We start from the raw sequence: 12,828 nt of genomic DNA on the forward strand, positions 1-12,828 counted from the left end.
AGGGTATGAATCGTGTTAGTTTTAACCATACAGGTTAATCGGATAAGGAATCAGCCATGCTGTCACCCAAGTGGATCAATAATGTGCGTTTGCCCTGGCGGGAAGGGTTGTGGCAAATCGAAATCGCCGACGGAAAAATTGCCCGCATCTCAGCCCAGCCGCAGCAGCCTTCTCCGGTGGGACAATCGCTGGATGGCGAGGGCGGCTTAGCCTGCGCGCCCTTTATTGAGCCGCATATTCATCTGGATACCACCCAGACGGCGGGTGAACCGGCATGGAATCAGTCTGGCACGCTGTTTGAGGGGATTGAACGCTGGGCTGAGCGCAAGGCGCTGCTCAGCCACGAAGATGTGAAACAGCGGGCGTTGCAGACGCTGAAGTGGCAGATCGCCAACGGCATTCAGTTTGTGCGCACTCATGTTGACGTGTCAGACCCCTCACTGACGGCGCTGAAAGCGATGCTGGAGCTGAAAGCGGAGATGGCGCCCTGGATCACGATTCAGATAGTGGCGTTTCCCCAGGAGGGCATTCTCTCCTATCCCAACGGCGAAGCATTGCTGGAAGAAGCCTTGCGGCTGGGCGCGGATGTCGTCGGCGCCATTCCGCACTACGAATTCACCCGCGAATATGGCGTCGAGTCGCTGCATAAAACTTTTGCGCTGGCTGACCGCTATGACCGGCTGATCGATGTTCACTGCGATGAGATCGATGATGAACAGTCGCGCTTTGTGGAAACCGTGGCGGCGCTGGCCCATCGCGACGGCAACGGCGCACGCCTGACGGCCAGTCATACCACCGCGATGCACTCTTACAATGGCGCGTACGCCTCACGACTTTTCCGGCTGCTGAAGCTGTCGGGCATTAACTTTGTCGCCAATCCGCTGGTCAATATTCACCTGCAGGGCCGCTTCGATACCTATCCCAGGCGGCGCGGCATTACGCGGGTAAAAGAGATGCTGGAGGCCGAGATTAACGTCTGCTTCGGCCACGACGATGTGTTTGATCCCTGGTATCCGCTGGGGACCGCCAACATGCTGCAGGTGCTGCATATGGGATTACATGTCTGTCAGCTGATGGGCTATGAGCAGATTGATGCCGGTCTGGATCTGATTACGCACAACAGTGCGAAGACGATGCAGCTTGCAGGCTATGGCATTCAGAGCGGCAACGAGGCCAGTCTGATTATACTGCCAGCAGAGAGCGGTTTTGATGCGGTAAGAAGGCAGGTCCCGGTGCGCTATTCACTGCGTCGCGGTGTGGTCGTGGCGGAGACGAAGCCTGCAGAAAGCGAGATTTACTGGCGGGAACGGGAGCGCGTAAACTTCCGGCGTTAACGAGCAGGGCGGCGATCGCTCGCCGCCCTGAAGGATTAATGCGTGACGTGACCGTGAGTACGATGACGGCTGACAAAGCCGAGCAGGGCACACATTACAAATACCACGGCGTAGAGCGCGTTCGCCGTCGCCAGTGCGGTATGCACACCACTTTTCTCAACGATAGGCGCCGTGACCACAAAGGTCAGCATGGTGCCGACGGTGCCGCAGGTCAGAATGAAGTTCACCAGCTTCGGTGACGCCACTCTGGTCTGCAATGAACCCAGGGTGATGATGGTGGTGTAGATAGCACTTGAGCTGAAGCCAAGAATCATGATGATCCATTTCAGCATGCTGGCATCGTTGCTGCTGACGAACCAGTACATCAGTACGGTCGCCAGACCCGCCAGCACCATCAGAATGCGTTGCAGATCGAAGAAGCGCAGCAGGAAGCTGAAGGCCCACATACCCACCATATACGCCGTCCAGAAGCTGCCCACCAGTTGTCCGGCGTCATTAATATTCATGCCCATGACTTTGGTGGCATATTCCGGCACCCAGGAGATAAAGCCGAGCTGGCCCAGAATATAGCAGAGTGCCGCGACAGCCAGCAGCAGCACGCCCACACCCCATTTCTCTTTCTCAACCGTCGGGCTGTTTTCAGGCTTACGCAGTACCGGGAACTCCACAAACAGCGTCATGACGAAAATGGCGACGTAGATAACGCCGATGCAGACATAGACCCAGTACCACGGCAGCTGACGCGCCAGCAGAATGCCTGCCAGCACCGGAAACAGCGTGCCCGCCATGCTGAAGAAGGAGTCGGTAAACAGCAGGCGTGAACCGCGCTGACGGCCTTCATACAGGTGAGTGATCAGGAAGGTACCGATCGACATGGTGATGCCGCTGACCACACCCAGCACAAACATACAGAGCGAGAAGATGGTGAGATCGCGGCTGGTCATCAGCCCGATTATCGCCAGCACCATCAGGACGAAGCCGAAAATCAGCTGGCGCTTCAGTGGCACAATCACCATCAGCCAGGCGTTCAGGAAAACCGCCGCCAGGATGCCGCTGTTGAGGAAGGTGAAGGTATTACTCATGCTGGAGATGGGGATCTGGAAATCTTTTGCGATATCGCCCATTACCATGCCGGTAACGATCACCAGCGCGCCGGTCAGCGCGTAGGAGAAGAAGCTTATCCAGGTAAGGCCAATACGATTACGGTTTGTCATGTTCTGAACCTGTTGAGAACCGGGTGCCAAAAAGTGTCAGAAAGTGTAAACGGAACTGTGATCTTAATAAACAAGCAGTGAAACTACAGATCTAGATTTCATGTGTTGTGTGATTTTAATCACGCAATTAGGGTTGTTTAACGTTTGCTCAGTGCATTTGCCGCAACAGCGTAAATATAAGTAAAACGCTGGCTCATGGAATAGAGTCTCTTTACAATCAATCACGTTTTTGTGCCCGCTCTCCCAGGTAAGGAATCTTTCATGTTTAAACGTACTTTAACAGCGGCCATCACCCTGTTAGCGCTCTCTACCGTTTCCGCCCAGGCGCTGGCCGCAAAAGGTGACACCCACGTTCTGCTCACCACCTCCGCCGGCAATATCGAACTCGAACTGAATAACCAGAAAGCGCCGGTTTCTGTGAAAAACTTCGTTGATTACGTCAACAACGGTTTTTACAACAACACTATTTTTCATCGCGTGATCCCGGGCTTTATGGTGCAGGGTGGTGGCTTCACCACGGATATGCAGCAGAAGCAGACCAACGCGCCAATTAAAAACGAAGCGGACAATGGACTGCGTAACCTGCGCGGTACCATCTCTATGGCGCGTACCGCCGATAAAGACAGTGCCACCAGCCAGTTCTTCCTCAACGTCGCGGATAATGCATTCCTCGACCACGGCCAGCGCGATTTTGGCTATGCCGTATTTGGTAAGATTGTGAAAGGTCAGGATGTGGTTGAAAAAATTTCTCAGGTTCCGACCAAAGATGTGGGTCCGTACCAGAATGTGCCGTCCAAACCGGTAGTTATCCTCTCCGCCAAAGTCCTGCCTTAACGCTTTTTGTCGCCATCTGCGGATGGCGACCGCCTGCCGCTTCCGGCAAAGCCAGAATTTGCTCTTATACTTAGGGCAAAAACCTGAGCAGGAGGCGGTATGGCGAACAAACTCACCGAAAAACAGAAGGTCACTCTGTGGCAACAGCGGCGTAGCGCCAGCTATCAGGCCAGCTGTCGGCTGGAAGGCTTCTCATCGAATGAAACCAGCGTAAACAGCGATGATGCAGCCGCGCGTCTGGCGTCACTGAGGAGGCAATATGGACTCTAATACCGCAGTGACCCAGGATCCCTACCTGTGGCAGCACGACAACGTGCTGAAAAACCTGCCCGATATTCATGATGCCGCCCAACTGCGTAAGGCGGAGCTGAGCTTCAGTGCAGCGCGTGCCGCCACCCTGGAACTGGGACCGCGTAATCCCGGATTGCCTTACCTGCGCCAGATCCATCGCACGCTGTTCCAGGACGTTTACAGCTGGGCCGGCGAACTGCGCACCATCGATATCTGGCGAGATGAAACGCCGTTCTGCCATTTTGAATATATCGAAAAGGAAGGCAACGCGCTGATGGCTGCGCTGGAAGAGGAAAAAGGACTCGCTGAGTTGCCGCGCGACGCGTTTATTCAGCGCATCGCCCACTACTACTGCGAAATCAATATGCTGCATCCTTTCCGTCATGGAAATGGCCGGGCACAGCGGATTTTCTTTGAACAGCTGGCGCTGCATGCCGGTTATCTGCTGTCGTGGGAAGAGACGGACGCGGAGAGCTGGAAAGCTGCTAATCAGGCGGGTGTAGCCGGCGATCTGACGCCGCTGGAGCAGGTGTTTGCGAAAGTGGTGAGTGAGGCGGCTTAACCGCGTAGAATAGCGGCGCGGTTTATCATTCTGGACGCGTCATGCTGCTGCTTATCGACAATTACGACTCCTTTACCTGGAATCTTTATCAATATTTCTGCGAGCTGGGCGCGCAGGTTCAGGTGGTGCGCAATGATGCCATCACCCTGGAGCAGATGGCAGCGTTACCGCTGACCCATCTGGTGATCTCTCCTGGCCCCTGCACGCCGTCAGAGTCGGGCATCTCGCTGGCGGCGATTCGGCATTTCGCCGGTAACGTGCCGGTGCTGGGTGTCTGCCTGGGCCATCAGGCGATCGCGCAGGCCTATGGCGCGCAGGTCGTGCGAGCCCGTCAGGTGATGCACGGCAAAACCTCCGCGATTCAGCACACCGGCCAGGGCGTGTTCCGCAATCTCAATAATCCCCTTACCGTGACCCGTTATCACTCGCTGATTGTGCAGCGCGACTCTCTGCCCGACGCATTCGAGGTAACGGCCTGGACGGTACGTGACGGCGAGCCTGACGAAATTATGGGGTTTCGCCATAAAACCCTGGCGCTGGAAGGCGTGCAGTTCCATCCCGAAAGCATTCTCAGCGAGCAGGGACATCATCTGCTGCGCAATTTCCTTACGCAATAAGTTGCCTTTGAGTGATTTTTTATGCATATTTTGTGATTATTATTTCAATTCAGTACGACAATCATTCAGATGGGGTTACTAATGGCAGCCGAAAAAATTGCGGTCACGCGGGAGACGTTCGATAACGTTATTTTGCCTGTTTATGCACCTGCGCAGTTCGTGCCGGTAAAAGGCAAGGGCAGTCGCGTATGGGATCAGCAGGGCAAAGAGTATATCGACTTCTCGGGTGGTATTGCTGTTACCGCACTTGGACACTGCCATCCTGCGCTGGTGGAAACACTGAAAAGCCAGGGCGAGACGCTGTGGCACACCAGCAATGTCTTTACCAACGAACCGGCACTGCGTCTCGCCAGTAAGCTCATTCAGGCGACCTTTGCCGATCGCGTCTTCTTCGCCAACTCCGGTGCCGAAGCCAATGAAGCTGCGTTTAAGCTGGCGCGCTACTATGCCTGCAAACGTCACAGTCCGTTCAAAAGTAAAATCATCGCGTTTCATAATGCTTTTCATGGCCGGACGCTGTTTACCGTTACGGTCGGCGGCCAGCCAAAATATTCTGACGGATTCGGTCCGAAACCGGCGGATATTGTCCACGTGCCGTTCAATGACCTGGATGCTGTAAAAGCGGTCATTGACGATCACACCTGCGCCATTGTGGTTGAACCGATTCAGGGTGAGGGCGGCGTCATGCCTGCGACGCAGGAATTTATGCAGGGACTGCGTGCGCTTTGCGATCAGCATCAGGCGCTGCTGGTACTGGACGAAGTGCAGAGCGGCATGGGACGCAGCGGCAAGCTGTTCGCCTATGAGCATTATGGCGTCCAGCCCGATATCCTGACTTCAGCCAAAGCGCTGGGCGGCGGTTTCCCGGTCAGCGCCATGCTGACCACCAACGAGATTGCTTCAACCATGGCACCGGGCGTGCATGGCACCACCTATGGCGGCAACCCGCTCGCCTGTGCCATTGCCGAAACCGCGCTGGATATTATCAACACGCCGGAGGTGCTGGCGGGCGTAGAGATGCGTCGCCAGCACTTTGTCACGGCGCTGCAGGCTATTGACGCGAAGTATGACCTGTTCAGTGACATTCGCGGCAAAGGTCTGCTGATTGGCGCGGCACTGAAACCTCAGCATGCCGGCAGGTCGCGCGACATTCTGAATGCCGCCGCCGCTGAAGGTGTGATGGTGCTGGTAGCTGGCACCGATGTGATGCGTTTTGCCCCGTCGCTGATCATCGAACCGGCCGACATTGAAGAGGGGATGAGCCGCTTCGCCACCGCCGTCGGCAAAGTGCTTAACGGCTAGCTTAGTTTTTACGTAAGCGTCTGATCAGCCAGCGGCCATGTTGCGGTCGCTGGTTCCACGCCAGCGATGAAATGGTGTACATCACGCTCAGATGATCGAGAATGCGCCGCACATGCTGCTCCACCACCGTGATCGGTCCCTCACTGATGTTCTCCAGGTCATCCAGCAGATTCACCTGTGAGCTTTCACCATCATATTCCAGCCGCTGCTGACACCGCTGCAGCGCAATTTCGCAGGATTGCAGATAGCGTTGAGCCAGCGAGGCGGTCAGCATAGTGTGCTCGCGCGCCAGAATCGTTATCGCATTGATATGCTCGACAATAAACTGACTGTGGGTGACCCAGAGCCGCATATCACTCAGGTAACGGGAGTTGAACGCGGGTTCCTGCATTGCCTGATTCAGTGAGTTAAACAGCGCATTATGCACCTGATTAACCTTCACGCGCTGATAAGCCAGTTTCTCTGGCGACTGTTCGTCGCCCAGTAACAGCCGCAGCGCATCCTGATAGGTTTCCAGCGCGTCGTGGGCGTTCTGCCGCAGTAAGCCGCTCTGCCACTGCGGCCACAGCCACAGCATCCCACCAAAGGCGATCAGACAGCCCATCAGCGTATCCATCAATCGCGGCAGCAGAAACTGCGCGCCATTCAGTGACAGCAGTTGCAGCGAGTAAACTGCCGTGACCGTAAAGCCAATCATCGACCAGCCATAGAACTGGCGGGTAAAGCGATAGCTGATAAAGGTAATTGCCAGCATGATCAGCAGCACCAGCGACTCTGGCACCGCCATGCGCAGCGTGGCAGCCGCGATCACCAGACCGGCAAAAGTGCCCAGCGCCCGGTGCTGAATGCGGACACGGGTAGCGCTGTAGCCGTTCTGGCTGACGAACATGATGGTCATCAGGATCCAGTAGGGTTTGGGGATGTTGAAGAACAGCGCCAGCGCGCTGCCCAGCATCAGCATCACCGCAAAGCGACCCGCCGTGCGCAGCGACGACGAGCGAAACGAGAGATAACTGCGCAGCGCCGGTAACAGCGGCAGGCGGCGCTGGCGGTCTGCCATCAGATCGCGCTGGTAAAGCGGTTTCTGGGTGCGTAGCACCCGCGCAATGCGGTTGAAGTGATAAAGGCAGAAGTTACCCACCGGATTATCGGGATGCTGATGGGCAATTTTCTCCAGTGCGCCGAGCTGTTTATCCATCGCAAAGCGGTCGGGTAACTGGTGATAAAGAATGTTATCTGCCAGCACCCGCAGCCGGGCCGAGATGGTTTTGGCATTCCAGCGGATCACCGCTTCAGCATGGCTTTGCTCCACCAGCTTCTGGACTTCTTCCGGCCGATGCAGGCTGACCGAGATATGCTCCTGCAGATCGAGGGCCACCTGGAAAGCGCGCGTCAGCCTTTTATGGCTGTGATCGCGGCTTGCCGACAGCATATGCATCTGCTGATAACAGGTGTTAATCAGATCGACCACTTTCTGCTGACGGGCCAGCAGTGGCGGCAGCGCCTTTTCCGGATCGGTCAGCTGCGTCAGCAGGGTGTATTTGGCGTCGCAGTAGTTAGCCAGCTCGCGGTAGATCAGGCTCAGGCTTTCGCGCATTGGCTGCTCTTTCCACAGCCAGAACCAGAACCAGTTAAACAGCCCGTACCACAGCGTGCCGCCGATATAGAGCAGCGGGGGGACATAGATGGGCATGCGGCCAATCAGGCTGAGGGTAAAGATGGCGGCAATCAGGGTGCCGGGCAGCAGACGGCCATGCAGCGGGCTGATCTCACCCGTGACGCCGAGCAGCAAAGGCATAGCGAAGAGGATCAGCGGCAGTGGAATCGCATGCAGGGTGAGCCACTGGATCAGAAAGCTGCCGAGGGCAAACAGGCTACCGCCCACAATCAGACGTTTGAAAAAGCGTTTATGCGGCGTATCGAGACCGGCGATATTGCAGCAGGCGGGCACTAATGAGAACAGCAGACCTTTTTGCAGGTCGCCAGCCAGCCAGCCCAGCGCCACCGGCAGACAGAGCACCAGCGTTTGCCGCAAGGCATAATTGACTTCAGGATGGTAAATGATTCGACGCCACATCGGCCCAACACAAACAATAACGGCGTGATGTTGCCATCACGCCGTGGATGACAGGAATTAGCGGGTGCCGTAAACGACGATGGTTTTGCCGTGTGCGGAGATCAGGTTCTGATCTTCCAGCATCTTCAAAATACGGCCCACGGTTTCACGTGAACAACCCACAATCTGACCAATTTCCTGACGAGTGATTTTAATTTGCATGCCGTCGGGATGCGTCATGGCATCTGGCTGCTTCGCCAGGTTAAGCAGAGTCTGTGCAATGCGGCCGGTAACGTCGAGGAAAGCGAGGTTACCCACTTTTTCAGACGTCACCTGCAGGCGACGCGCCATCTGCGATGAGAGTCGCATCAGGATATCGGGGTTAACCTGGATCAACTGACGGAATTTCTTGTAAGAAATCTCCGCCACTTCGCACGCGCTTTTCGCACGTACCCAGGCGCTGCGTTCCTGACCTTCTTCGAACAGGCCAAGCTCACCAATAAAATCGCCCTGATTCAGGTAGGAAAGAATCATCTCTTTGCCTTCTTCATCTTTAATCAGAACCGCGACGGAACCTTTCACGATGTAGTAAAGCGTTTCTGCTTTTTCACCTTGGTGAATCAGCGTACTTTTGGATGGATACTTGTGAATATGGCAATGGGACAGGAACCATTCGAGTGTAGGGTCTGTTTGCGGTTTGCCGAGAACCATTCGCTATTATCCTCTGTTGTAATCGTGCCCAAAATACAGGGGGCAGTTTTCCCTGTCAGGCGGTGAAAGCTTCAAGCGTTTCCTTTTCAGGAAATTATTCGGGCCGCATCAGGCGCAGTGCGCATCATTCTTCCCGGCTTCGCCATCGGGTGACGAAAAATATTTTCAGCACTGTTTGTAGCACAGCTTTTGCCGACTGTCTTCTGTTGTCTCGCTTCAGCTACAGGCGGATTTCTCTGGATTGCTGTTTACCAGGCGAAAGCGTACTCTGGCGACAAAACAGCGTATTCCGGAGCAAAAATCATGCAGGCAAGAGTGAAATGGGTAGAAGGGCTGACATTCCTTGGAGAATCCTCATCCGGCCATCAGATACTGATGGATGGCAATTCAGGTGATAAAGCGCCCAGCCCAATGGAAATGGTGCTGATGGCGGCAGGTGGATGCAGCGCGATTGACGTGGTATCAATTCTGCAAAAAGGCCGCAACGATGTGGCTGATTGTGAAGTAAAACTGACCTCAGAACGTCGTGAAGAGGCGCCGCGAATCTTTACGCACATCAACCTGCATTTTATCGTGAGTGGCAAAGCGCTCCAGGATAAAGTGGTCTCACGCGCGGTCGATCTTTCGGCTGAAAAATATTGCTCGGTGGCCATCATGCTGGGTAAAGGCGTCAACATTACGCATAGCTATGAAGTGATCGAACTTTAGTAGCCGCAGGGGTTATTGCAGACCTGCTAACTTCACTTCCAGTATCTGATGCAGGTTGCTTTAAGACTGTGCCTGGTCCGGAAATCCGCTTTGAGATTGTGCCTGCGTTGTGAACAGGGTCAGAGCGGTTTGTGTCGGTCCGCTGTCAGATTGTGCCTGCATAGGGAATCCGCGTTGATACTGTGCCTGCGCTGGGAACCGGGTCAGATCGGAAAGTCGCTTAAGCCAATCCCTGGCCGCTCGTCCCGCGCCGTCCCTGGCGCGGGACGCTTTCCTTTTCTGACCCGGTTCCCTGCGTGTTAAGCATTTTCGCTGCTGTCAGATTGATCCTGCATTGGCATTAGTCTGGAAAGGCCCTTTTGACCTCTTACTCTATCCGCTTACCTTCCATCAGCCGCTTCACCAGCGGACCCATGATCAACTCCATCGCCAGACCCATTTTGCCGCCGGGCACCACCAGCGTATTGATGTGCGAGATAAACGAGCCCTGCAGCATTGCCAGCAGGTAGGGGAAGTCGATATCTTCCAGCGCCTGAAAGTGGATCACCACAAAACTCTCATCCAGTGACGGAATGGCGCGGGCTGCGAACGGGTTGGAGGTATCGATGGTTGGAACGCGCTGAAAGTTGATATGGGTGCGTGAAAACTGCGGTGTGATGTAGTTGATGTAATCTTCCATTGAGCGCACCACGGAATCCATTACGGCTTCACGTGAATGACCGCGCTCGCCAGTGTCGCGTACCAGCTTCTGAATCCACTCCAGGTTAACAATCGGTACCACGCCCACCAGCAGATCGACCTGTTCCGCCACGTTGTGCTGCGCTGTCACCACACCGCCATGCAATCCTTCATAAAAAAGAATATCGGTGTTCTGCGGTAGCGGCTGCCAGGGTGTAAAAGTGCCGGGCACCTGATTCCACGGCACCGCCTCATCGTAAGTGTGCAGATATTTACGCGACTGCCCCTCCCCGCTGAGACCATACTCTTTAAAGCTCTGCTCCAGCAGGCCAAAGTCATTGGCTTCCGGGCCGAAGTAGCTGACATGACGTCCCAGATCGCGTGCCTTACGAATCGCCATATCCATTTCAGGGCGGGTAAAGCGGTGAAAACTGTCACCTTCCAGCTCCGCCGCATGCAGGTCAAGCTGCTGAAAAATTTTGCGGAACGCCAGGCTGGTGGTGGTGGTTCCTGCGCCGCTGGAACCGGTCACCGCGATAATGGGATGACGTGCAGACATAGAAAAGCTCCCTGTGAGGTCGGACGATGAGCATTGTTATCATGAAAGGGTGCCGGGTGCATCAGCCACGAAATTCTTTACGCGGCATGATATTGACCGATTCATGCAGTTCCGACCACACCAGCACCACTTCACCGGTTTCCAGCTGGCGTCGCACATCAGCCACCTTGTCCAGCAGGCTACGTTCATGCTCGCCATAGTCAGTGCCTTCACGCAGCACAAAGGTTTCAATCAGATTTTCAAGGGTCTCAGGAGAGACCTGTTGCCAGGGAATAATCACGAGATCAGGTATCCAGAAAAGGGGCGATCCACTGCGGGATGCGCTGTTCCAGCCACATTTCGGGCTGGCGTAACGTCCCGCCGACGAAACCGACGTGGCCGCCGTGTGGTGTCAGTTGATAAGTAATAGTGGCAGATAATTGGCTGCTGTGCGGAATCACCTCATCACTCATAAAGGGATCGTCTTTGGCGTGAATGATTAGCAGCGGTTTCTCTGCGCGTTTGAGCCAGGGCATGGCGCTGGCCCGATGATAGTAATCGGCCGCATCGACAAAACCGTGGGCGCGGGCGGTAATCGCATCATCAAAATCGCGCAGTCGCCGCAGCGCTTTTAACTGCGCCAGATTGACCGGCAGCGTATCCGGCCAGGCGTGCAGTTTGCGGCGGGCATTTTTCTTCAGCTGCGCCAGCAAATAGTATTGATAGAAGCGTGAAAAGCCATGTTCCAGTTTTACGCTACATGGCTCCAGCAGCAGTGGGGCGGAGACAATGACGCCTGCCTCCACTTCGGCAGCTGCGCCCTGCTGGCCCAGCAGGCAGCCCAGCATATTGCCGCCTAGCGAAAAACCGACGGCCACGGTCGGCACCTGGCCCCAGCGGGTACGCAGCCAGTGCAGAAAAAAGCGGGCATCTTCCGTTTCGCCGGAATGATAGATGCGATTGAGCCGGTTGGGTTTGCCGCTGCAGCCGCGAAAATGCATCACTACCGCCAGCCAGCCGCGCGCGCGGCAGATCGCCATCAGGCCATGAATATAGGGGCTGTGAAAGCTGCCCTCCAGCCCATGAAACAGCACGACGCGCGGCTTATTCTGCGCCTGTTGGGGATCTTCGCTCCAGGCGAGATCGACAAAATCGCCATCCGGCAGATCGAGTCGCTGCCAGTAAGGCGCGAACGTGACACGGCGACGCAGCAGGCGCGGCAGCATTGTCTGCAGGTGGGCGTTACGCAGGCTGTCAGGCGGCGTGAACTGCTCGTTTTCCGGTCCGGTAAATTTCATGTGGTAAAAGCTTGTCTGTTCCATATCTCACTGTTAGCTTCGATAAGTTTTTTCTTGCAGGGGTAAGGAGTACCCGATTGCCATGGAACTCAGTCTTTTTTTATCAGTGTTGGGCTTTCTTTGGGTCGCGGCGATTACGCCCGGGCCTAATAATATGTTACTCACCGCCTCAGGCGCTAATTTTGGCTTTATGCGCACCATTCCGCTGATGATCGGCATCATGATTGGTATGCAGGTGATGCTGCTGATGGTGGCCTTTGGCGTAGGCGGTCTGATCCTGCTTTATCCTTCGTTGCACCTGGTGCTGAAAATCGCCGGTAGCCTCTATCTGCTCTGGCTGGCATGGAAAATCGCTACCGCCAGTTATGAAAAGCTGGAAACTGACCAGGCGCCGGATGCGCCGATGCCGTTCTGGCAGGGTGGGTTGCTGCAGCTGATCAATCCAAAGGCCTGGCTGATGGCACTGGGCGCGGTCGCCAGCTTCAGTCTGGCCGGTGATGCGTATCGCCATTCGGTGATGGCGATAAGCGTCGGTATGTTTCTGGTTAATCTCGTCTCGGGCGTGATCTGGATGGGATTTGGCGCGATGATCGGCCGCATTCTGCGCAGCCGTCGTGCCTGGAAAATCTTTAACCTCGCTATGGGGCTACTGACTGCGGCCTGCGTGCTGTTAATCTGGCATTAA

General features: G+C 55.4%; 14 protein-coding genes. 8 read left to right on the plus strand and 6 right to left on the minus strand.

Annotated elements, in window-relative coordinates:
* Positions 1-56 precede the first annotated feature (56 nt).
* Positions 57-1,334, plus strand: a complete 1,278-nt coding sequence (locus tag K6R05_RS01950; protein WP_222924912.1) for a cytosine deaminase — start codon at positions 57-59, stop codon at positions 1,332-1,334.
* 35 nt (positions 1,335-1,369) lie between these two features.
* On the opposite strand, the gene tsgA is transcribed toward K6R05_RS01950, so the two are convergent.
* Positions 1,370-2,548, minus strand: a complete 1,179-nt coding sequence (gene tsgA, locus K6R05_RS01955; protein WP_222924913.1) for an MFS transporter TsgA — start codon at positions 2,546-2,548, stop codon at positions 1,370-1,372.
* A 261-nt stretch (positions 2,549-2,809) separates the two neighbouring features.
* On the opposite strand from tsgA, the gene ppiA reads away from it, so the two are divergent.
* The 5 genes from ppiA (at position 2,810) to argD (ending at position 6,154) form a co-directional block, all read left to right on the plus strand.
* Entirely contained in the window at positions 2,810-3,382 is a 573-nt protein-coding gene (gene ppiA / locus K6R05_RS01960) for a peptidylprolyl isomerase A (protein WP_150011056.1), read from the plus strand.
* Positions 3,383-3,481: 99 nt separating this feature from the next.
* A complete protein-coding gene (locus K6R05_RS01965; protein ID WP_090966735.1) occupies positions 3,482-3,652 on the plus strand; it encodes a YhfG family protein in 171 nt (56 codons plus the stop codon).
* Positions 3,642-4,235 (plus strand): putative adenosine monophosphate-protein transferase Fic, encoded by a 594-nt coding sequence (locus K6R05_RS01970; protein ID WP_161733658.1) that lies wholly within the window; start codon positions 3,642-3,644, stop codon positions 4,233-4,235. Before K6R05_RS01965 ends, K6R05_RS01970 begins: the two co-directional genes overlap by 11 nt.
* 41 nt (positions 4,236-4,276) lie before the next feature.
* On the plus strand, positions 4,277-4,852 hold the full coding sequence (locus K6R05_RS01975; RefSeq protein WP_222924914.1) for an aminodeoxychorismate/anthranilate synthase component II: 576 nt from the start codon (positions 4,277-4,279) through the stop codon (positions 4,850-4,852).
* An 81-nt stretch (positions 4,853-4,933) separates the two neighbouring features.
* The gene (gene argD / locus K6R05_RS01980) at positions 4,934-6,154 is read left to right on the plus strand and encodes a bifunctional acetylornithine/succinyldiaminopimelate transaminase (protein ID WP_222924915.1); all 1,221 of its coding nucleotides are present in this window, start codon (positions 4,934-4,936) and stop codon (positions 6,152-6,154) included.
* Position 6,155: 1 nt separating this feature from the next.
* On the opposite strand, the gene K6R05_RS01985 is transcribed toward argD, so the two are convergent.
* Both K6R05_RS01985 and crp read right to left on the minus strand, forming a co-directional pair.
* On the minus strand, positions 6,156-8,231 hold the full coding sequence (locus tag K6R05_RS01985) for a YccS/YhfK family putative transporter (protein WP_222924916.1): 2,076 nt from the start codon (positions 8,229-8,231) through the stop codon (positions 6,156-6,158).
* 57 nt (positions 8,232-8,288) lie between these two features.
* Complete coding sequence (gene crp, locus K6R05_RS01990) at positions 8,289-8,921, minus strand: cAMP-activated global transcriptional regulator CRP (RefSeq protein ID WP_003852956.1); 633 nt, start codon at positions 8,919-8,921, stop codon at positions 8,289-8,291.
* Positions 8,922-9,224: 303 nt separating this feature from the next.
* Between crp and K6R05_RS01995 the strand changes: the two genes are divergently transcribed.
* The gene (locus tag K6R05_RS01995; RefSeq protein WP_222924917.1) at positions 9,225-9,629 is read left to right on the plus strand and encodes an OsmC family protein; all 405 of its coding nucleotides are present in this window, start codon (positions 9,225-9,227) and stop codon (positions 9,627-9,629) included.
* A gap of 367 nt (positions 9,630-9,996) precedes the next feature.
* Here K6R05_RS01995 and K6R05_RS02000 read toward each other — a convergent pair whose 3' ends face one another.
* The 3 genes from K6R05_RS02000 to K6R05_RS02010 all read right to left on the minus strand — a co-directional run bounded on the left by K6R05_RS02000 (position 9,997) and on the right by K6R05_RS02010 (position 12,167).
* The gene (locus K6R05_RS02000) at positions 9,997-10,866 is read right to left on the minus strand and encodes a phosphoribulokinase (RefSeq protein WP_222924918.1); all 870 of its coding nucleotides are present in this window, start codon (positions 10,864-10,866) and stop codon (positions 9,997-9,999) included.
* Between the two features lie 61 nt (positions 10,867-10,927).
* Positions 10,928-11,146: a YheU family protein gene (locus K6R05_RS02005; protein ID WP_013359263.1), complete on the minus strand. Its 219-nt coding sequence runs from the start codon at positions 11,144-11,146 to the stop codon at positions 10,928-10,930.
* 4 nt (positions 11,147-11,150) lie between these two features.
* Entirely contained in the window at positions 11,151-12,167 is a 1,017-nt protein-coding gene (locus K6R05_RS02010) for a hydrolase (protein ID WP_161733648.1), read from the minus strand.
* 58 nt (positions 12,168-12,225) lie between these two features.
* Between K6R05_RS02010 and K6R05_RS02015 the strand changes: the two genes are divergently transcribed.
* Positions 12,226-12,828, plus strand: a complete 603-nt coding sequence (locus K6R05_RS02015) for a LysE family translocator (RefSeq protein WP_222924919.1) — start codon at positions 12,226-12,228, stop codon at positions 12,826-12,828.

The sequence above is a fragment of the Pantoea alfalfae genome (genome assembly GCF_019880205.1).
Lineage (GTDB): Bacteria > Pseudomonadota > Gammaproteobacteria > Enterobacterales > Enterobacteriaceae > Pantoea > Pantoea alfalfae.